Annotated in this window: 18 protein-coding genes; 5 read left to right on the forward strand and 13 right to left on the reverse strand. The window is 70.4% G+C overall.

What is annotated here, in order from left to right:
* Positions 1 to 305 precede the first annotated feature (305 nt).
* The 5 genes from PV734_RS29655 to mshD all read right to left on the reverse strand — a co-directional run bounded on the left by PV734_RS29655 (position 306) and on the right by mshD (position 4665).
* Positions 306 to 1319, reverse strand: coding sequence for an ABC transporter permease (locus PV734_RS29655; protein ID WP_319292725.1), 1014 nt, complete (start codon positions 1317 to 1319; stop codon positions 306 to 308).
* Entirely contained in the window at positions 1316 to 2323 is a 1008-nt protein-coding gene (locus PV734_RS29660) for an ABC transporter permease subunit (RefSeq protein WP_319292727.1), read from the reverse strand. Before PV734_RS29660 ends, PV734_RS29655 begins: the two co-directional genes overlap by 4 nt.
* Positions 2320 to 3231 (reverse strand): ABC transporter ATP-binding protein, encoded by a 912-nt coding sequence (locus tag PV734_RS29665; RefSeq protein ID WP_319292729.1) that lies wholly within the window; start codon positions 3229 to 3231, stop codon positions 2320 to 2322. Before PV734_RS29665 ends, PV734_RS29660 begins: the two co-directional genes overlap by 4 nt.
* Positions 3228 to 3629, reverse strand: coding sequence for a GntR family transcriptional regulator (locus tag PV734_RS29670; protein ID WP_319097242.1), 402 nt, complete (start codon positions 3627 to 3629; stop codon positions 3228 to 3230). Before PV734_RS29670 ends, PV734_RS29665 begins: the two co-directional genes overlap by 4 nt.
* Before the next feature lie 100 nt (positions 3630 to 3729).
* Positions 3730 to 4665: a mycothiol synthase gene (mshD, locus tag PV734_RS29675; protein WP_319292731.1), complete on the reverse strand. Its 936-nt coding sequence runs from the start codon at positions 4663 to 4665 to the stop codon at positions 3730 to 3732.
* A gap of 190 nt (positions 4666 to 4855) precedes the next feature.
* On the opposite strand from mshD, the gene PV734_RS29680 reads away from it, so the two are divergent.
* Positions 4856 to 6679: a bifunctional metallophosphatase/5'-nucleotidase gene (locus PV734_RS29680; protein WP_319097097.1), complete on the forward strand. Its 1824-nt coding sequence runs from the start codon at positions 4856 to 4858 to the stop codon at positions 6677 to 6679.
* 26 nt (positions 6680 to 6705) lie between these two features.
* Here PV734_RS29680 and PV734_RS29685 read toward each other — a convergent pair whose 3' ends face one another.
* Together PV734_RS29685 and PV734_RS29690 are read right to left on the reverse strand one after the other, a co-directional pair.
* The gene (locus PV734_RS29685; protein WP_319097098.1) at positions 6706 to 7458 is read right to left on the reverse strand and encodes a response regulator transcription factor; all 753 of its coding nucleotides are present in this window, start codon (positions 7456 to 7458) and stop codon (positions 6706 to 6708) included.
* 117 nt (positions 7459 to 7575) lie between these two features.
* Complete coding sequence (locus PV734_RS29690) at positions 7576 to 9693, reverse strand: pectinesterase family protein (protein ID WP_319097099.1); 2118 nt, start codon at positions 9691 to 9693, stop codon at positions 7576 to 7578.
* A gap of 140 nt (positions 9694 to 9833) precedes the next feature.
* On the opposite strand from PV734_RS29690, the gene PV734_RS29695 reads away from it, so the two are divergent.
* A complete protein-coding gene (locus PV734_RS29695) occupies positions 9834 to 10820 on the forward strand; it encodes an AraC family transcriptional regulator (RefSeq protein ID WP_319097100.1) in 987 nt (328 codons plus the stop codon).
* A 182-nt stretch (positions 10821 to 11002) separates the two neighbouring features.
* Here the strand turns inward: PV734_RS29695 and PV734_RS29700 are convergent, their stop codons facing one another.
* The 6 genes from PV734_RS29700 to PV734_RS29725 all read right to left on the reverse strand — a co-directional run bounded on the left by PV734_RS29700 (position 11003) and on the right by PV734_RS29725 (position 16708).
* A complete protein-coding gene (locus PV734_RS29700; RefSeq protein WP_319292733.1) occupies positions 11003 to 12454 on the reverse strand; it encodes a HAMP domain-containing sensor histidine kinase in 1452 nt (483 codons plus the stop codon).
* Positions 12451 to 13188, reverse strand: coding sequence for a response regulator transcription factor (locus PV734_RS29705; RefSeq protein ID WP_319292735.1), 738 nt, complete (start codon positions 13186 to 13188; stop codon positions 12451 to 12453). Before PV734_RS29705 ends, PV734_RS29700 begins: the two co-directional genes overlap by 4 nt.
* Positions 13189 to 13270: 82 nt before the next feature.
* A complete protein-coding gene (locus PV734_RS29710; protein ID WP_319097103.1) occupies positions 13271 to 13480 on the reverse strand; it encodes a hypothetical protein in 210 nt (69 codons plus the stop codon).
* Positions 13481 to 13508: 28 nt separating this feature from the next.
* On the reverse strand, positions 13509 to 14645 hold the full coding sequence (locus tag PV734_RS29715; RefSeq protein ID WP_319097104.1) for a S1C family serine protease: 1137 nt from the start codon (positions 14643 to 14645) through the stop codon (positions 13509 to 13511).
* A gap of 108 nt (positions 14646 to 14753) precedes the next feature.
* The gene (locus tag PV734_RS29720; RefSeq protein ID WP_319292737.1) at positions 14754 to 15779 is read right to left on the reverse strand and encodes a LacI family DNA-binding transcriptional regulator; all 1026 of its coding nucleotides are present in this window, start codon (positions 15777 to 15779) and stop codon (positions 14754 to 14756) included.
* A gap of 116 nt (positions 15780 to 15895) precedes the next feature.
* Positions 15896 to 16708, reverse strand: a complete 813-nt coding sequence (locus PV734_RS29725; RefSeq protein WP_319097106.1) for a response regulator transcription factor — start codon at positions 16706 to 16708, stop codon at positions 15896 to 15898.
* 244 nt (positions 16709 to 16952) lie between these two features.
* Between PV734_RS29725 and PV734_RS29730 the strand changes: the two genes are divergently transcribed.
* The 3 genes from PV734_RS29730 to PV734_RS29740 are packed head-to-tail and all read left to right on the forward strand — an operon-like array spanning position 16953 to position 19308.
* Positions 16953 to 17840, forward strand: coding sequence for an alpha/beta hydrolase (locus tag PV734_RS29730; protein WP_319292739.1), 888 nt, complete (start codon positions 16953 to 16955; stop codon positions 17838 to 17840).
* 54 nt (positions 17841 to 17894) lie between these two features.
* The gene (locus PV734_RS29735; protein ID WP_319097108.1) at positions 17895 to 18149 is read left to right on the forward strand and encodes a MoaD/ThiS family protein; all 255 of its coding nucleotides are present in this window, start codon (positions 17895 to 17897) and stop codon (positions 18147 to 18149) included.
* Positions 18150 to 18159: 10 nt separating this feature from the next.
* A complete protein-coding gene (locus tag PV734_RS29740; protein WP_319292741.1) occupies positions 18160 to 19308 on the forward strand; it encodes a hypothetical protein in 1149 nt (382 codons plus the stop codon).
* The last annotated feature ends 5 nt before the right edge of the window (positions 19309 to 19313 follow it).

A 19313-nucleotide genomic window follows, 5' to 3' on the forward strand; every position in this document is an offset into this window, starting at 1 on the left:
TCCCGTTGGTGCCCTCGGGGGGCGGCGAGGGCTCAGGCACGGCGGGCGTCATTGGGTGAGCCTCGCAAGCCTGGCTGAATCACTGGTTACGGGGACATGACGTGCGGGATATCTGGGGGCGGCTCGCGGGGGTTGGCGTGGGTCGTCAGGTGCGGGGGGTTGGTGTGGGCGTCGCTGGGGGCTGCCGCCCCCAGGCCCCCGCTCCGGCCCTGAACGGGCCTTGTCCTCAAGCGCCGGACGGGCTGGAAATGTGGGCCTGGGCTGGCGGGTGCGGCCTGCGCTGGAAGGGTGCCGGGACGCGTTGGTCAGGCCGTGCGGCGGCGCAGGAGCCAGAAGGCGGCCGCCGTCGCGGCGGCGGTCAGGGTGAGGACGACTCCCGTCTCCATGAGCTGGAGGGGCCAGAAGTGGGAGGACGGGTGGTAGTCGCGGTAGTAGCCGACGATGTCGTAGTGGGCCAGGCACTGGGCGCCGTCCCCGCAGATCGGGTCGGAGACGTGCTTTCCGGTGGAGGTCAGGGCGCCGTCGTCGACGACCATGCCGATGTAGGCCGGGTAGCCGTTGTCGCTGGTCAGGGTCTTGACCGGCCACAGGTACGGACGTAGTGACGTGACCGCGAAGTCGAGGGTCATGAAGGTGAAGAAGGCGGTGCCGAGCGCGGCCATGGACCGCCGTACGAGCAGTCCCAGCAGGGCGCCGACCGTCAGTCCGAGCAGGGCGTACGCGGGGACGAGGGGGCCGTTCGCGACGTAGTTGCCGCTCTCCTCCCACTGCCGGGGGCCTCTCCCGCGGAACAGCTCGGCGTGCGCGCCCCATGCCAGATGGTGCAGGAGAGCGAGGAACCCGGTGCCCGCGGTGAGCAGGACGGCCGGTACGGCGAGCTTGGCGGCCAGCCAGCGGGCGGGGGACACGGACTGTGTCCAGGCCAGCTGGGCCGTGCCGTTCTCCAGTTCGCGGCCGATGAGCGAGGCGCCCGCCCAGAGGGCGGCGAGCAGCGGTACGAAGTTGATGAGGCCGCCGCTGATGTCCTCGGCGGTGTCGTAGCGGGCGGCGGCGGGGCCGCCGAAGTGGCAGCTGTCGCCGGTGACCGCGTCGGCGCAGCCCCTGCGGACGAACTCGGTGTAGGCCGCGTCGGTCCCCCAGCCGTACATCCACAGCGTCGCCGCGGCACCCACGGCGACCAGCAGCAGCCAGAACCAGAGGGCCGAGCGGTGCAGGCGGAGGGTGGCCCGGACAGGGCCGGGGAGCGCGGGAAGGGTGGGAAGGGTGGGGGTGCGCTTCGGTCTCGCGGGGGTGGGGAGCGTGGTGGCGGTGTCGGTCATCGGGTGGCTCCCGTGCGGCGCTTGAGGACGGCGAACGCGATCAGCACGGCCACCGTCGCGAGGGCGAGGAGGAGGCCGGTCTCCATGAGCTGGAGGGGCCAGAAGTGGGAGGACGGGTGGTAGTCGCGGTAGACGCCGGCGATGTCGTGGCGGGCGATGCACCTGGCACTGTCGTCGTCGCACAGCACGTCGGGAAGGCGGGCGCCGGTGGAGGTGTAGGAGCCCTCGGCGACCGTCATGCCGGGCCGGTCGGAGAAGCCGTCGGCGGCCTTCAGGGTCTCGGCGGGCCACAGGTGCGGACGCAGGGACTGGAAACACTGCAGGCCGAATCCGCTGCCGAACAGGGAGAGGCCGAGAGCGGGCGACGAGCGGCGCGCGACCATGCCCACGAGGACGCCGAAGGCCAGCCCGAACAGGGGATAGGCGGTGGCGAGTATGCCGTTGGCGTTGAAGATCTGGCTGTCGAACCAGTTCCAGCTGTCGCGCCGCAGTTCGGGGGCGGTCGTCCACATCAGTCGGTGCAGCAGGGTGAGCGGGAGCATGCCCGCGGTGATCAGTACGGCGGGTACGGCGAGCTTGGCCGCCAGCCAGCGGGCGGGGGACACGGCCTGGGTCCAGGCCAGCTGGGCCGTGCCGTCCTCCAGCTCGCGGCCGATGAGCGAGCCGCCCGCCCAGGTGGCGATCAGGATCGGGGCGAGGGCGATCATGGAGCTGCCGAGGGCGACGCCCGAGTCCCAGCGGGATCCGGCCGGGCCCAGCTGGTCGCAGCCCAGGTTGGGTATGCCGCCGTCACGGCAGCCCGAACGCGCCAGCTCGTCCATCGCCGCGGTCGCGCCCGGCCCGTACGTCCACAGGAGCACGGCGGCGACCACGACGACGTACAGCAGCCAGAACCAGAGCGCGGCCCGGTGTACGCGCAGCAGGGTCCAGGTGAGGCCCGTGGGGCGGTACGAGCCGCGGAACCCTTTTCGGGCCGGGGCCTCGGAGACGGTCAGGGTGGTCATACGCCGGCCTCCGCGGAGGCGGACGCGGCCGGGTCGGTTTCGTCGAGGTGCAGCGGCGGTGCCCCCGGGGACCGGAGGTGGGCGAGGACCAGCTCCTCGAAGGTGGGGGTGACGCTCTGCCAGGTGCCTGCGAGACGGCCCCCGGAGCGGACGAGGGCGGTGGTCTGGCGGCCCGTCGTACGGGACTCGATGACCGTGTGGCCGTCGAGGTCGGCGGCCGGGCCGGTGATCAGGGTGTGGGCGGCGAGCAGGTCGTCCAGTGGGCCGGCGAGGCGGACCCGGCCGGCGCCGAGGAGGAGGACGTGGTCGCAGGAGCCCTCCAGCTCGGCCACGACGTGCGAGGACATGACAACCGTGGTGCCGTTCTCGGCGGCGTCGGCCATCAGGGTGCCCATCAGCTCGTGCCGGGCGAGCGGGTCCAGGTCGGCCATCGGCTCGTCCAGGAGCAGCAGTTCGGGCCGCTTGCCGAGGGCGAGGGCGAGCGCGACCCGGGTGCGCTGGCCGCCGGAGAGGTCGCGGATCTTGGCGTCGGGGTCGAGGGCGCCGTCCGCGACGACGCCCTCGGCGACGGACCGGTCCCAGCGCCGGGAGTTGAGCTCCTGGCCGAAGCGCAGGGTTTCCGCGACGGTGAGGTGGGTGTGCAGGGGCTTGTCCTGGGCGACGTACGCCACCCGCTCGCGCGCCGCCGCCGGGCCGGTGCCGAGGACGCTGAGCGTGCCCTCGGTGGGCCTGAGGAGACCGGCCGCGTGGGCCAGCAGCGTCGACTTTCCGGCGCCGTTGGGCCCGACGACCGCGCAGACGCGTCCGGCGGGCAGCCGGAACGCGCACTCGCGCAGCGCCCAGCCCCTGTCCTTCCGCCAGCCGAACCGTTTGCCCAGTCCGGCCGCCTCCATGGCGGTGTCGCTCATCCCTGGTCCCCCTTGAGTCTTGTGTCGGCGAAATGCGTGTCGAGTACGGAGGTGAACAGCGCCGCCACGTCGTCCCGTTCGAGTCCGGCCGTACGGGCCCGGGTGGCCCAGTCGGCCAGTTCGACGCCGAACGGGGAGTCCGCCGGGGCGGCCCCCAGCGACTTGCGGACGAATGTGCCGAGGCCTCGCCGCGCCTCGACCAGGCCTTCGCGTTCCAGCTCGCGGTAGGCCTTCAGGACGGTGTTCGGATTGATGGCGGTGGCCTCCACGACCTCACGGGCGGTGGGCAGCTTGTCGCCGGGTTCCAACAGGCCGAGACGCATGGCCTGTTTGGTCTGCTGGACGATCTGCAGATAGGTGGCGACGCCGGTGCGTCTGTCGATGCGGTACTCGACCACTCGTACAACCACCCTTTCACTAATTGAGTAGTGAAAGGGTGAACCAAGAGAGGGGGCGATGTCAACACACCGCCCCCATCACGCGTTTCGGGGAGTTGTCTCAGGACTCCGTGCGGTACATGAGGTCCGTCTCGTGGGTCTCGAAGCCCAGCCGCTCGTACAGGCTCACCGCCGCCGTGTTGTCCGCGTCGACGTACAGCATCGCCGTGGGCAGCCCGCGCTCCGCCAGGTGGCGCAGGCCGATCGTCGTGAGCGCCCGCCCGAGGCCGCCGCCCTGGGCACCCGGACGCAGGCCGATGACGTACACCTCGCCGAGGCGCTCCGCCGCGTGCGTCTTCGTCCAGTGGAAGCCGATGAGTTCGCCGTCGCGGAAGGCGAGGAAGAAGCCCTCCGGGTCGAACCAGGCCTCACCCTTGCGGTCGTCGAGGTCGCGCTGGGTCAGGGAGCCCTGTTCGGGATGGTGGGCGAACGCGGCGGCGTTCACGGCGAGCCAGGCCGCGTCGTCCTCGCCGGGGGCGAAGGTCCGTACCGTCACGTCCTCGGGAAGCTTCGGCTCGGGCAGCTCCAGGTCGGTCAACGGCCGCCGCAGCTGGCGCAGTTCGCGGAACAGGGTGAGACCGAGGACCTGGGCCAGATGCCGGGCGGCGGAGTGGCCGCCGTGCGCCCAGACGCGCAGCCGCTTGCCGGAGGCGGCCAGCAGGGCGGAGCCGAGGGCGCGTCCGTGGCCGTGGCCGCGGTGGGCCGGGTGGACGGTCAGCTCGGCGGCCGGAGCCTCGACCGGGTCGGTGTCCTCCAGCTGTGCGTAGCCGGCGAGTTCGCCGCCCACGGTGAGGAGGAAGTGCGACACGCCCTCACGGGCACCCCCGCGCAGCTGCAACCGCCCCTGCTCGGACACCGCCTGCTGTCCGTCGGCCCGGGCGGCGTCCGCGAGCAGCGCGAGGACGGCGTCGGCCTGCTCGGGGGTGAGGGCGGCCAGGGTGTCGATGGAACGAGACAGGCCGGGGGGAACGGGGGGCGCGGTGTCGTCGCTGGTCATGGCTACGAGGGTAAGGCCTGCCCGTTTCATGGTGAATCTCCCGGGGAGGCAACCGTTCCGTAACCCTGAACCCCTGTTGTGCTACGCGCGTTGACCCTAGGCTGCGCCGGGACGGGACTGAATTCTCACGTTCTTCTTACGCCCTCCTCGGGCGTCCCTTCCTCTCCTCTTACGAACTTCAGGGGGGCACATGCCAGCCACACCCCAGCCGTACCACCGCCGCAGACGCCGTACGCGCGCGCTGCTCGCCGGCATCGCCGGTATCGCCACGGTCGGCGCTCTCGCCGCCGCGGCTCTGCCGGCCAGCGCCGGAGACAGCTCGCAGAAGGCCGGCAGCAAGGGCCACAGCAAGCCGAACCGCTACCAGGACGTGCAGCTGCTGTCCTTCAACGACCTGCACGGCAACCTTGAGCCGCCGTCCGGCTCCTCCGGCCGGGTCACCGAACTCCAGGCCGACGGCACGACGAAGACGATCGACGCGGGCGGTGTCGAGTACCTCGCCACGCACCTGCGCGAGGCGCGCGGGGACAACCCGTACTCGATCACGGCGGCCGGCGGCGACATGGTCGGCGCCTCCCCGCTGATCTCGGGCCTCTTCCACGACGAGCCCACCATCGAGGCGCTCAACGGCCTCGACCTCGACGTCACCTCGGTCGGCAACCACGAGTTCGACGAGGGCGCCAGGGAACTGGGCCGTCTGCAGAACGGTGGCTGTCACCCGACCGACGGCTGCTACGTCAAGGGCAAGAAGTTCAAGGGCGCGGACTTCCCCTACCTCGCGGCGAACGTGCTCGACGAGAAGACCAGGAAGCCGATCCTCAAGCCCTACTGGGTGTGGAAGAAGAACGGCGTCAAGATCGGCTTCATCGGCGTGACCCTGGAGGACACCCCCGGTGTCGTCTCCGCCGAGGGCGTGAAGGGCCTCAAGTTCAAGGACGAGGTCGAGACGATCAACAAGTACGCCAAGGAGCTGGAGAAGCAGGGCGTCAAGTCGGTCGTCGCGCTGATCCACGAGGGCGGCCTCCCGGCCTCGTCGGCCTACAACTACGACTGCGACGCGGCGGGCGGCGGCTCCGGTATCTCCGGGCCGATCGTCGACATCGCGAAGAACATCACCCCGAAGGTCGACGCGCTGGTCACCGGCCACACCCACGCCGCGTACGCCTGCACGATCCCGGACCCCTCGGGCAAGCCGCGCACGGTCACCTCGGCCGCGTCCTTCGGCCGCCTGTACACGGACACCACGCTGACGTACGACCGCAAGACGGGTGACATCGCCCGTACGGCCGTCCGTTCCGCGAACCACGTGGTCACCCGGACCGTCGCCAAGGCCCAGGACATGACCGACCTGATCGCCCGCTGGAACACCCTCGCGGCGCCCATCGGCAACCGTGCGATCGGCTACATCTCCGGCGACATCAACAACACCGGCACCGAGTCCCCGATGGGCGACCTCATCGCCGACGCGCAGCTGGCGTACGGCAAGAAGCTCGACCCGGAGACCGACCTCGCGCTGATGAACCCGGGCGGTATCCGCGCGGGGCTCACCTTCGCGGCGAAGGGCGCCGAGGGCAACGGTGTCGTCACCTACGCCGAGGGCTTCACCGTCCAGCCGTTCTCCAACACGGTGAACCTGCAGAACTTCACCGGCGCCCAGCTGATCTCCGTACTCCAGGAGCAGGTCAGTGGCACGAACGCGGCCTCGCCGAAGGTGCTGCAGGTGTCGTCGGGGCTCACCTACACCCTTGACCTGACGAAGGCCGGCGCCGCGCGCCTGGTCGCCGACTCGGTCAGGCTGAACGGTGCGGCGATCGACCCGGCCGCCTCCTACCGCGTCGCGACGAACAACTTCCTCGCGGGCGGCGGCGACGGCTTCCCGACGCTGGGCCAGGGCACGAACGACCTGGTCGGCGCGGACGACCTCGCGGTGCTGGCGGAGTACCTGACCGCCAACTCCACGCCGACGACGCCGATCGCGCCTCCGGCGGCGAAGCGGATCACGGTCGTGCAGTAGTCAGTCCTGTTACACCTGTTCACCTGTTACCTGGCGGTTGTCCGCCGAAGGGCCCGGGGCATCTCGCCCTGGGCCCTTTGACATGCCCGCAGGGTGTAACCCATCCCCCGTACGGTGTGGATGAGCCGGGGTTCGCCCCGGCTCTCCAGTTTCCGGCGCAGGTACATGACGTACACGTCGAGGGTGTTGGAGGCGGGCTCGAAGTCGAAGCCCCAGACGTCCTTGAGGATCTGCACCCGGGCGAGGACCTTCTCGGGCCGGCGCAGCAGGTATTCGAGCAGGTTGAACTCCGTCTTGGTCAGGTCGAGCCGGCGGTCGGCGCGGGTGACGGTACGGGTCCGCGGGTCCAGCCGGACATCCTGGAAGCCGATCCCCGCGAGCGGCGAGGGGAGAGGCTCGCGCGGTGGGCTGCGGCGCAGCAACGCCCGTACACGCGCGAGGAGTTCCTCGGTGGCGAACGGTTTCACGAGGTAGTCGTCGGCGCCGTTGTCGAGCGCGACGATGCGGTCTCCGACGGCGGCCCGTCCGGTGATCATCAGGATCGGGACGGTGCACCCCGAGGCCCGCAGCCGCCGGGTCGCGGCCAGCCCGTCGAGTCCGGGCATGGTGACGTCCATGAGCACGAGATCGGGCGCGGGGCCGGGTTCCGCCAGAAGGGCGAGAGCCGCACGGCCGTCCCCGGCGAGCAGCGTCTCGTACCCCTCGAACCTGAGCACCCGGTCGAGCCCCTCACGTACGGCCGCGTCGTCGTCGGCCAGCAGGATCTTCCGCGCAACCATCCGCCCAAGGTGGCGCCGGGGGCTGTGCTGGGCCTGGGAAAGGGGTGTGCGGGGGCTGGGGAGCGGGCGCCGGCTCGCGCTCCCCAGCCGGAGGTGCCGGGTCGGTCCGTACGACGGTCAGCCGGCCGTGGGTGTCCAGTCGCCCAGCCAGTCCGCGACCTCCTGGGCGGTGGCCTGGGCGTCGGTCAGCTGTGGGCGGTCGCTGCTCGCGGCGCCCGAACCCGCGCCGGTGTTCTTGTACTCGGCGAAACGGTCGTCCTTCCAGGAGAAGCCGCTCATGTCGGTCCACGGGGTGGTCCTGATCGCCGCGCTCAGTGTCGTGTTGCGGATGGTGGTCTGCGGGTCGAGGGTCGCGTCGCCGCCCGCGTGCCAGGGGCGGCCGAGGTAGAAGCTGCGGTCGGAGACGTCACCGCTCACCGTGGAGTTGGCGATGAGGATGCCCTTGCGGTTCGCGGCGGTGCTGGGAGCCGTGACGTAGCCGGCCGAGGTGCCGTTCCAGCGCTTCTTCAGGGTGATGACCGACTTGTCGATCACGGCGGTGGCCCGGCCGAAGATGAAGTCGGTGTTGCCGACGACGTAGGAGTTGGTGATGTAGACGCGGCCCAGCTTGTCCTTGGACGCGGTGTCCACCAGCAGGGTGTCCTGGTCGCCGGTGACGATGACGCTGTCGAGGAACACCTTGTCGGCGGAGGTGCGAAGGGCGACCGCCTGGTTCGCGATGTCCTGGTGCGCGCCCTCGTCGAAGTCGTTGGAGATGGTCAGGTTGCGGGCCTGGAAGTCGTCCGCCTCGACGGCGACGGTGGCGCTGCCACCGGTGCCGTACGTGCCGGAGCCGTCGGGCTTCGGCGTACCGGACGCGTTGTTGTAGACGATCGTGGTGTCCTTGCGGCTGCCGCCGCTGCCCTGGATGGTGACGTGCGGCTTGTTCGAGGGCACCTTGACCAGCTCGCGGTACGTGCCCGGTTTGACGGAGACGACCACCCGGGAGGCGTTGTTCGCGGGTACGGCGTTCACGGCGGCCTGTACGGTCCGGTACTGGCCGGAGCCGTCGGCGGCGACGGTGAGGGTCGTGGCGGCGGCGGCCGTGGTGGTTGCGGTACTGCTCGCTTTGGCCACCGAACTGCGCGGCCCCGCACCGGACTTGAGGAGGGCGGGCACATCGGCCGCCTTGTCCGGGGTGTAGGCGTAGTACGTCTTCGGGTCCCAGGCCGCGCCCGACCCCCCGCTCTCGTTCTTGCCCGTCGTCCCCGAGAAGACGTTGCCGCGCTGGACGAGGGTGGCGGTGGCGTCCCGGACGACGGGGTTGGTCATGCCCTGGAAGTAGGAGTTCTCCAGGACCATGTTGGTTTTGCCGCGCGAGTAGTTCCCGTACGAGGACTTGATGGTGGTCCCCGCCTCGTCCTCCAGGAAGTTGTTGTAGAGGTGTGCGTGGGCCACGTTGTCGGTGGACGGGTTGCGCTGCTCGGTCTCGCGGATCCAGTTGTGGTGGATCGTGATGTCGGCGGTGGTGTTCTCGGTCCAGCCGATGCCGAACGCCTTGTTCTCCTGGCTCAGCTTGTTCCAGGACACGGTCAGGTAGGTCGTGTCCTTGCGGCTGTCGATGAGACCGTCGGCCATGTGGCGGATGTCGTTGTGGTCGATCCACACATGGTGTGCGCCGTCCATCTGGATGCCGTCGAAGTCGTGCTCCTTGTCGTTCCAGACGCCCTGGTAGGCGTCCCGGATCGTCAGGTTCCGGATAATGACGTTGTGGACGCCCTGCCCGAGGAAGAACCCGCCGCCGACGATCTGCCCGGAGGTCCCCGACCCGATGACGGTCTTGTCGGACTGGACCTTGATCTCCTTGCCGACCGGGTTCATGTTGATGGTTGCCGCGACGACGATGACGTACGGCTCGGACGCCGTCGCGTATCGCTCCAGGTCGGCGAGCGTCTTCACGGTGACGGTCTGACCGTCCCGGCCGCCGTAGGTCCCGTTCTGGCCAAGGGCGTTGACGGAGGCGAAGCCGTTCGCGACCTCGGTGACACCGGCGAGGGCGGAGGAAGTGGCCTTGGCGGAGGTCGTGGCGGAGGCCGCGGCCGCCTTCGGCTGCGCGTCGGCGCCGAACACACCGAAGACGGCGCCGTAGGCCATGGCACCGGCGGAGGTGAGGGCCAGCGGGACCCCGACGACCAGGGCGGTCCTGCGGCGGCGGTGACGGCTACGACCACGGGGTGTGCTGCGGGTTTCGCTCACGGCGGCTTCCGATCAAGTGAGGGGTCGACAGGGGTTAACTGGTGGGGGGAACCAGGTCACTTGGCTGTCGCAGCCGGGAGGGGAAAGGTTGCCGTGCCGACAGGACGTGGACGAACAGCGGGGACCGGAGAGGAAACGGAATGATCGGGACGGTGTTCCGCACGGACGACGTGCCTGTGGGAGACCGGTTCGACTACTGGCAGGAACTGGTCGGCCGGACGCGCTCCAGCGCACTCGTCAGCACACACGCCGCCGATTTCTGGGCGGAGCAGCGGCTGTTGGAACTGGGGCCGGTGGCCGTGAGCCGGATGTCGTTCCTCCCGACGCGCTACCGACGCACCGAGAAACTGGTACGGCAGGCCGACCCCGAGTTCTACCACCTGACGCTGCTGATCGAGGGCGGGCTGGCGCTCGACCACGCGGGCCGGGCGAGCACGTTCACCTCCCGTGACCTGCACCTGGCCGACAGTTCGCGGCCGTACGACGTCAGGTCGGCCGACGACCGGCAGGGCGGGATCGTCACCGGGATGGCCGTGGACTTCCCCAAGGCTCTGCTGCCCCTGCCGCCGGACCGGGTAAGGGAGTTGCTGGGCCGGCGGCTGCCGGGGCTGGAGGGGGTCGGCGCCCTGCTGGCGGACTTCGTCGTCGGACTGGACCTGCAGGCCGACACCCTTCAGCCCTCCGACGGACCTCGCCTCGGCACGGTCGTCCTCGACCTCATGTCGGCCTGGTTCGCCCAACTGCTGGAAGCGGAAGCCTCGTTGTCGCCGGAGACCCGGGGCCGGGCCACAGCGGAACGCGTCCAGGCGTTCATCCGCCAGAACCTCCACGACCCCGACCTGACCCCGCCGGTGATAGCCGCCGCCCACAACATCTCGCTCAGCTATCTGCACCGCATCTTCCAGGAACGGACACACGGAGAACCGGTCGCCGCCTGGATCCGCCGCCGACGCCTGGAGAACGCCCACCGGGACCTGGCGGACGGCTCGTTGCGCACCACCCCGATCCACACGATCGCCGCCCGCTGGGGCTACCCCCGCCCCTCCGACTTCACCCGGGCTTTCCGCGCGGCCTACGGCACATCACCTCGGGAGCACCGGCAACGGGCCCTGGCGGGAGGGGAGTAGGACGGGGTGCGGGAGCAGAACTGGCCCGAAGTAGACGCAGCGCCAAGTAACTGTGGACTGGCTGCGAAGGACAACAGGGCGACGAACCGGCATTGTTGATTCCGCAACGGGGGAAATCTCGGTCGCGGAGCGGAACCTCTGCTCTGCTCCGCGACCGAGGAAACCCGGTCTCATCGCGTTCTCTACGTCGTCTCCGGCGGAGGCGTGGGCGCCCCAGGCAGTCGTACGGTGGCCACTGTGCCGCCGCCTGTCGCGCGGGCCAACGTGACCTCGCCGCCCGCCTGTTGGACCGTACGGGCGACGATCGACAGGCCCAGGCCGGAACCGGGCAGCGCCCGCGCGCTCGGGGAGCGCCAGAAGCGGTCGAAGACGTGGGCGATCTCGTCGACGGGGATGCCGGGGCCGTGGTCGCGGACCGTGAGGACACCGGACGCGAGCTGGACCTCGATCGTGCCGCCCTCGGGGCTGAACTTCACCGCGTTGTCCAGGATGTTGACCACCGCCCGCTCCAGGGCCGAGGGTTCGGCCCGGACGAACCAGGGCTGGATGTCCGCGGTGATCGTCAGCTCCGGGCCGCGCAGACGCGCTCGGCGCAGGGCCGACTCGACCGTGTCCTCCAGAGCGACCACCTGGACGCGCTCGCCCCGCTGACCCTCCGAGCGGGACAGTTCCTGCAAGTCGCCGATCAGCGCGGCCAGTTCGGTCATCTGGGCCTTCACCGAGGCGAGCAGCGCCTTGCGGTCGGCCTCCGGGATCGGGCGGCCCGTCTCCTCGCTGCGGGTGAGGAGCTCGATGTTCGTCCGGAGGGAGGTGAGGGGGGTGCGGAGTTCGTGGCCGGCGTCGGCGATCAACTGCTGTTGCAGTTCATGGGAGTTGGCGAGGGCAGAGGTCATGGAGTTGAAGGAGTGCGAGAGGCGGGCGACCTCGTCGTCACTGTCCTCCTCCACCGGGATGCGGATGCTCAGGTCCTCGGTGCGGGCGATGTGTTCGACGGCTTCGGTGAGTTTGTCGACGGGGCGGAGGGCGGCGCGGGCCACCGCCAAGCCCGCCGCGCCCGCGCCCACCACTCCGATTCCGGAGACGAAGAGGAGGATCAGGGCGAGGTCGTTGAGGGTGGACTGGGTGTTCTTGAGGGGGAGGGCGACGGCGACACCGGCGTTGGAGGTGGTCTGTGTGTTCGAGTCGGCGACGGTGAACATGGGCAGGGTGAGGACCCGTACGTCTCTGCCTTCGGAGTCGGTGCCGTTCCGGTAGGTACCGCGCTCGGTGTTGCCCGTCTTGATCAGGTCCTTGTCGCCCTGGGTGACCTTGATGCTGCCGGCGGAGAACGGCAGGACACAGGCCTTTCCGTCCTCCGTGACCACCTGGAAATAGGTGTTCCGGAATCCGTTGCCGAGATCTTTCGAGGTCTGCTGGGTGCAGTTGTTGACCGCGGACTCGGCCTGCTCCCGAAGCCTTGGCACGGTCAGCGACTTCTGCAGGTCCTGGTCCACCTGGTCGTACAACTTCCCCTGCACGATGAACCAGCAGGTCACCGAAACCGCCGCCACCGCGAACGCGACCGCCGCGGCGACCAGCAGAGCCAGTCGGGACCGGATCGGGAGGGTACGGAACCGGCGTCCCACTCGGCTCATTCCGCGCCGCCCTGACGCAGCACGTACCCCACACCCCGCACCGTGTGGACCAGGCGCGGCTCGCCGCCCGCCTCTGTCTTGCGGCGGAGGTACATCACGTACACGTCGAGGGAGTTGGAGGAGGGCTCGAAGTCGAAGCCCCAGACCGCCTTCAGGATCTGCTCACGGGTGAGGACCTGGCGCGGGTGGGCCAGGAACATCTCCAGGAGGGTGAACTCCGTGCGGGTCAGTTCCACCGCCCGGGTGCCGCGCGTCACCTCGCGGGTCGCGAGGTCCATGCGCAGGTCGGCGAAGGTGAGGGCCTCGTCCTCCGGGAGGCTGCCCGCGACCGCGGCTGCCGCGAAGGAGCTGCGGCGCAGCAGTGCTCGTACCCGGGCGAAGAGCTCGTCCAGCTCGAAGGGCTTGACCAGGTAGTCGTCCGCTCCCGCGTCCAGGCCGGTCACCCGGTCGCCGACCGTGTCCCGGGCCGTGAGCATCAGGATGGGCGTGGTCGTGCCCGCGCCGCGCATGCGTCGGGCCGCCGTCAGGCCGTCCATCCTCGGCATCTGGATGTCGAGGACGACCAGGTCGGGCCGGTACGCGATCGACTTCTCCAGGGCGTCCGCGCCGTCGACCGCGACCTCCGTGTCGTATCCCTCGAAGGCGAGGCTGCGCTGGAGTGCTTCGCGCACCGCCGGCTCGTCGTCGACGATCAGGATGCGCTGGGTGTCACGGTCGCCTTCGGCGGGGCTCATGGGCGTGGGTTCCTCGGGTGCGGTGGGACGTGTCGGACGCCATCAGCGTCGCACGTTTCCGGGCTGCTGCGGAGAAGAAGGATCAGCTCAGTGCGGGGCGGCGAGCGCGCGTCATCGACCTGCGGGCGGCGGCCGTATGCGCGACCGTGGCGACCTCCGCCGCCCTGGTCGTCGTTGTCGCTGTCGCCGTCGGCGGGTGCAGGGTGAAGGCCACGCCGAGGGCGAGGTCCAGGGAGGCCGGGCCGGTGGCCGCCGTGCCGGCGGTCAGCTTGTGCGAAACCTGCTTGATCATGACGTACCCCTCATCTGTTTCTGATGCGTCAGCTGGTCGAGCCCGAGCGCAGCGTCGCCAGGTCGGACTTGACCGTGTTGATCGGGATGGCGAAGCCAAGACCCGCGCTGCCCGCGTCCGACGAGGAGCCCGAACTCGCCGAGTACATCGCGGAGTTGATGCCGATGATGTTGCCGTTCATGTCGATGAGCGCGCCGCCGGAGTTGCCGGGGTTGAGGGACGCGTCCGTCTGGAGGGCTTTGTACGTCGTCGTGGACGTACCGGTGTCGCCGTTGAACTCCTGGCCGCCGAACTCGAACGGCCAGCCGCCGCTTCCGCCGCCCTGCTGTTGCTGCTGCTGACCCTGGCTCTCCTCCGTGGCGACGGTGACGTCACGGTTGAGGGCGGACACGATGCCGCTGGTGACCGTGCCGGTCAGGCCCTCGGGGGAGCCGATCGCCACGACCTGGTCGCCGACCCGGACGCCGGCGGAGTCGCCGAGGGTCGCCGTCTTCAGGCCGGAGGCGTTCTCCAGCTTGATGAGGGCCAGGTCCTTCTTGCTGTCGGTGCCGACGACCTTCGCGGTGTACGTCTTGCCGTCGCTCGTGGACACCTTGATGGCAGAGGCGCCGGCGATGACGTGGTTGTTGGTGATGATCTCGCCGTCGGTCGTGATGATCACGCCGGACCCGGTCGAGGAACCCGCGTTCGAGGTCGCGTTGATCTCGACGATGCTCGGGCTGACCGCCGCGGCGACCCCGGAGACCGTGCCCTTGGCACTCGACGGCACCACGTTGGTGCTGGTGCTGCTGGAGGTGACGGCGGAGTCCGAGTTGGTCAGTTCCTGGATGCCGTAGGCCGTGCCGCCGCCTATCGCCGCGGCGACGATGGCCACGGCGGCGAGGAGGGCGAAGGGGCCCTTCGCGCGCTTCCTGCGCTGGTGGGCGGGAGGCTCCGCGAGGAGGGTGGCCGTGGCCGCGGGCTGGGCCTGCGGGGGCTGGGCCGGGTCCTGGTAGGTGGGCTGCTGGACCGTCGGCGGCTCGTACGCCGGCGGGGGCGGCCACTCGGGGTTCACCGGGGAGGAAGTGTGGGGTGCGGAAGCGTACTGCTGCTGGGGGTACGCCGACTGCGGCTCGTGGCCCTGGGGGGTCTCGTACTCGCCGCTGCGGCGGAAGCTCTCGGTCATGGAAGAGAGCTTGTCGCCCCAGCATGAGAGCTGGCTGAGTGCTCCCTGAGAAGCCCGGCAGAACCTCGTATGCCCGATATAAAGGCGCGACCGAACGGTTCCGGGCGGTTACTCGCAGCCGCAGGAACGCCGGGTGACCAGTCGCGACGGGAACAGCTTCAGGCGCTCGCGGCGCGAACCCGCCACCCGCACGCCGTCGTCGAGGACCAGGTCGACGGCCGCGCGGGCCATGCCCGAGCGGTCGGAGGCGACGGTGGTCAGCGGCGGGTCCGCCAGGGCCGCTTCCTTGATGTCGTCGAAGCCGGCCACCGCCAGCTCACCGGGGACGTCGATACGCAGCTCGCGCGCCGCGCGCAGCAGGCCGATCGCCTGGTCGTCGGTGGAGCAGAAGACGGCCGGGGGACGGCGGTCCGGGTCGGCGAGGATCTCCAGGGCGGCCTGGTAGGCGTCGTACCTGTTGTAGAGGGCCTCGAAGAGGCGGCCCTCGGTGGGGATGCCGGCCTCGTCCATGGCGTTGCGCCAGCCCTGGACGTGGTCGGAGACCGGGTCGCCGACCGCCGGGGTCTCGGCGATACCGCCCATACAGGCGACGTACTCGTAGCCGTGCTCCAGGAGATGGCGGACGGCGAGGTGGGCGCCGCCGAGGTCGTCCGTGACGACGGCGGCGTCGTCTATCGCCTCGGGGCGTTCGTGGAGGAGGACGACCCGGGCGTCCCAGGCCTCGATCTCCGCCGCCGCGTTGTCGTTGAGGGCGTGGCTGACCAGGATCAGCCCGGAGACCCGCATCCCGAGGAAGGCCCGCAGATAGTGGACCTCGCGCTCGGGGACGTAGTCGGAGTTGCCGACCAGCACCATTTTTCCGCGCTCGGACGCCGCCTGTTCGACGGCGTGCGCCATCTCCCCGAAGAAGGGCTGGCGCGCGTCCGGCACGATCAGGCCTATGAGGTCCGTGCGCCGCGACGCCATCGCCTGGGCGACCCGGTCGGGCCGGTAGCTCAGTTCCTTGATAGCTGCGAGGACACGCTCGCGCGTGGCCGGGGCAACCGGCCGGGGTCCGTTGTTGATGACATAACTGACGACGGCGGTGGAGGTACCCGCCAGCCGAGCCACATCATCCCTAGTCACCTTGGCCACTCGCGGAGTCTACGCGGATGGACCGGCTCTGGGCAGGGCGTAAGGACTTCGTTACCACCCGCCCGGAGCGCGGACCACGGCGTGCGCTGTCACCGATCGCGTCGCCGTAGCGCCGGTCACGCCTCGGCGTTGACCTCGGACGACTCCGTGACGGCGTCCAGGGCCGCCGTATCGCCCGTAGCGCCTGTCGTACCGCCCGCATCGTCCGACTTCGCGAGGGCCGCCTTGGCCTTCGCCTCGTCGCTCGTGCGGTCGCCCTTCTCCGGCGTAACGAATCGATAACCGACGTTCCGGACGGTCCCGATCAGCGACTCGTGCTCGGGGCCGAGCTTCGCGCGCAGCCGCCGTACGTGCACGTCGACCGTACGGGTGCCACCGAAGTAGTCGTACCCCCAGACCTCCTGGAGGAGCTGGGCGCGGGTGAAGACGCGGCCCGGGTGCTGGGCGAGGTACTTGAGGAGCTCGAACTCCTTGAAGGTGAGGTCGAGGACCCGGCCCTTCAGCTTCGCGCTGTACGTCGCCTCGTCGACCGAGAGGTCGCCGTTGCGGATCTCCATGGGGGAGTCGTCGTTGACGATCTGCTGGCGCCCCATGGCGAGCCGCAGTCGTGCCTCGACCTCGGCGGGCCCGGCGGTGTCCAGCAGGACGTCGTCGATGCCCCAGTCGGCGGTGACGGCCGCGAGGCCGCCCTCGGTGACGACGAGGATGAGAGGACAGCCGGGTCCGGTGGAGCGCAGCAGCTGACAGAGGCTGCGCACCTGCGGGAGGTCCCGCCGGCCGTCGATCAGGATGACGTCGGCACCTGGGGTGTCGACGAGAGCGGGTCCCTCGGCCGGAGCTACGCGCACGTTGTGCAGCAGCAGGCCGAGGGCGGGAAGTACCTCCGTCGACGGCTGGAGGGCATTGGTCAGGAGGAGAAGTGAACTCATCGCGTCCCACCCACCCGGATAGTCGTCGTCATACGGTCGTACACGTTTCGCTCGCCCATAACGTCTGGTTCCTCCTCGGTCCCTGCGAGGACGTTTGCGGCACTGCTGCGCGATCCATGCGCCGTACACCTGCGGTTTCCCTGAGCGTTCCGCTCCTGGTCCGCTTCGTATACAGCGCCACCGAAAGCACAAAAGGACTCGGGGGCTGCGCTGCCCGAGTCCTCTGCCCAGCAGAATAGCCCACATGAGCACTGGTCCGGCAGGTCATGTGACGCGATCTTTCGCCGTCCCGAACTCTGAGACGGCCGATCGCGCCCCTCTGCGTAGGTTTCTGACCACCGACGACGGGGTGACGATCGATGCCGTATACGAGCCGGGAGGCCTTGTATACGACGGCTCCGCGCCACCTTCCGGTAACCCCTCCGATCGTGTCGCCATCGTCGTCGCGCACGGCTTCACCGGCGACGCGGACCGGCCGCACGTTCGACGGGTGGCGGAGGTGTTCGCGCAGTACGGGGCCGTCGTGACGTTCTCCTTCCGGGGGCACGGGGCGTCCGGCGGGCGCTCGACGGTCGGCGACCGCGAGGTCCTCGATCTGGCCGCCGCGGTCCGCTGGGCACGTGAGCTCGGGCACACCCGGGTGGCCACGGTCGGCTTCTCGATGGGCGGCTCGGTGGTCCTGCGGCACGCGGCGCTGTACGGGGGTTCCGGGCGGCAGGAGCACGAGGGGCGCACGGGGGCTGCCTCGGACGTGGTGGTTTCGGTGAGTGCGCCGGCCCGTTGGTACTACCGGGGTACTGCCCCCATGCGGCGCGTGCACTGGCTGATCACCCGTCCCGAGGGCCGCCTGGTCGGCCGCTACGGCCTCCGTACGCGCATCCATCACCGGGACTGGAACCCCGTACCCCTCTCTCCGGTGGAGGCGGCGGCGCGGATCGCGCCGAGGCCGCTGCTGATCGTGCACGGCGACCGGGACGGCTACTTCCCGGTGGACCACCCCCGGATGCTCGCGGAAGCGGCCGGTGACGCGGGCGAACTGTGGCTGGAGCCGGGGATGGGGCACGCGGAACACGCGGCGGGCGAGGAGTTGTTGCGGCGCATCGGGGACTGGGCTGTCGCGAAGGCGGGCTAGCCTGAACGTAGTCACAGCCGGTTGATCGAGGAAGCAGAGAGCAGAGACAGGCAGATGCCAAAGGTCACGGTGCGCTACTGGGCCGCCGCGAAAGCCGCGGCAGGGGTCGCCGAGGAGCCGTACGACGCGGCCACCCTCGCGGAGGCGCTCGACGGGGTCCGCGAGCGGCATCCCGGCGAACTCGTCCGGGTCCTGCGCCGATGCTCGTTCCTCATCGACGGTGACCCCGTGGGCACCCGCGCACATGAGACGGTACGGCTGGCCGAGGGCGGCACGGTCGAGGTGCTCCCGCCGTTCGCAGGAGGGTGAGCACAGCGTCATGAACGACCAGCAGCCATATGGGCAGTACAACGGGCAACACAGTGGGCAGCACAACGGGCAGTACGAGGATGGGTACCAGGGTTACGACCCGTACCAGCAGCAGCAACAACAGCAGCAGGAGCAGCCGCAGCCGTACGGGGGGCAGCAGCCCCAGGCCTGGCCGGGGCAGCAGCCGGCGTACGACGACGCGCAGGCGCAGCAGTACACGCAGCAGTGGCAGGGACAGACCTGGGAGACGCAGATGCACGCCCCCGTCGTCCCGGTGACGGCCGCTCCGGTGGCCCCGGTCGCGCAGGCGGAGGTGCCGGAGACGCCGGCTCCGTACCTGCCGCCCCAGGGTGCCCCCGCGGACGCCGGGTACGGTCCGGCCACGGTCGCGGGCAACACCCGTGTCACCGACGCGCAGCGGGCCCGCCTTGAGGGACGTTCGCCGATCATCGAGCCGGGGATGCAGCCGGCCGCCCTCACCGCCGTGCTCGGGCTGCTGTTGGCCGGTACGGCGGCCATCGGCTCGTACGCGCTGGTCGTGCCCCTCGTGATCCTCCAGGCGGTCACGGCGGCGGGCTGGTTCCGGCTGAACGGGATGTGGCCGGCCCGCCAGGGCATCGCCCTCGCCTTCCTGGGCGCGGTGACGGCGGACGTGGCGCTGCTGGCGGTGGGCCGCGAGAACGCGCCGGCGGCGATCCTCGGCACGCTCGGGGCCTGGGTCCTGCTGACCCTGGTCCTGCAGCTGCGGTCCCACGCCGACCCGGACACCCGGATGTCGAGCCTGATGGCGACGGTCGCCTCGGCGGCGCTGGCGATCATCGCGACCGGTCACCTCGCGGCGGACCCGGACGCGGTGAGCGTCGGGGCGGCGGCGGTCGCGGCGGCGGTGCTCGCCCGGGCGTTGCCGATGCCTACGGCGGCCTCGGTGGTCGTCGCCCTGCTGGCCGCCGCGGGCGCGGGGATCGCGGTCGGCGGGATGACGGGGCTGGGCAGCGGGGGTGCGCTGCTGGGGGCGGCGGCGGGAGCCTGCGCGCTTGTCGGACACCGGGTGGCCAGCTACGACTACCCGTCCAGGTTCGTCCACTTCACGGCGGGCGTGGCCCTTCCGCTGGCAGCGGCGGCACCGGCGGTGTGGCTGGTGGGACGGGCGCTGGTCTGATCCGA

The organism is Streptomyces sp. AK08-02 (assembly GCF_033795085.1).
GTDB classification, from domain to species: Bacteria; Actinomycetota; Actinomycetes; order Streptomycetales; family Streptomycetaceae; genus Streptomyces; species Streptomyces echiniscabiei.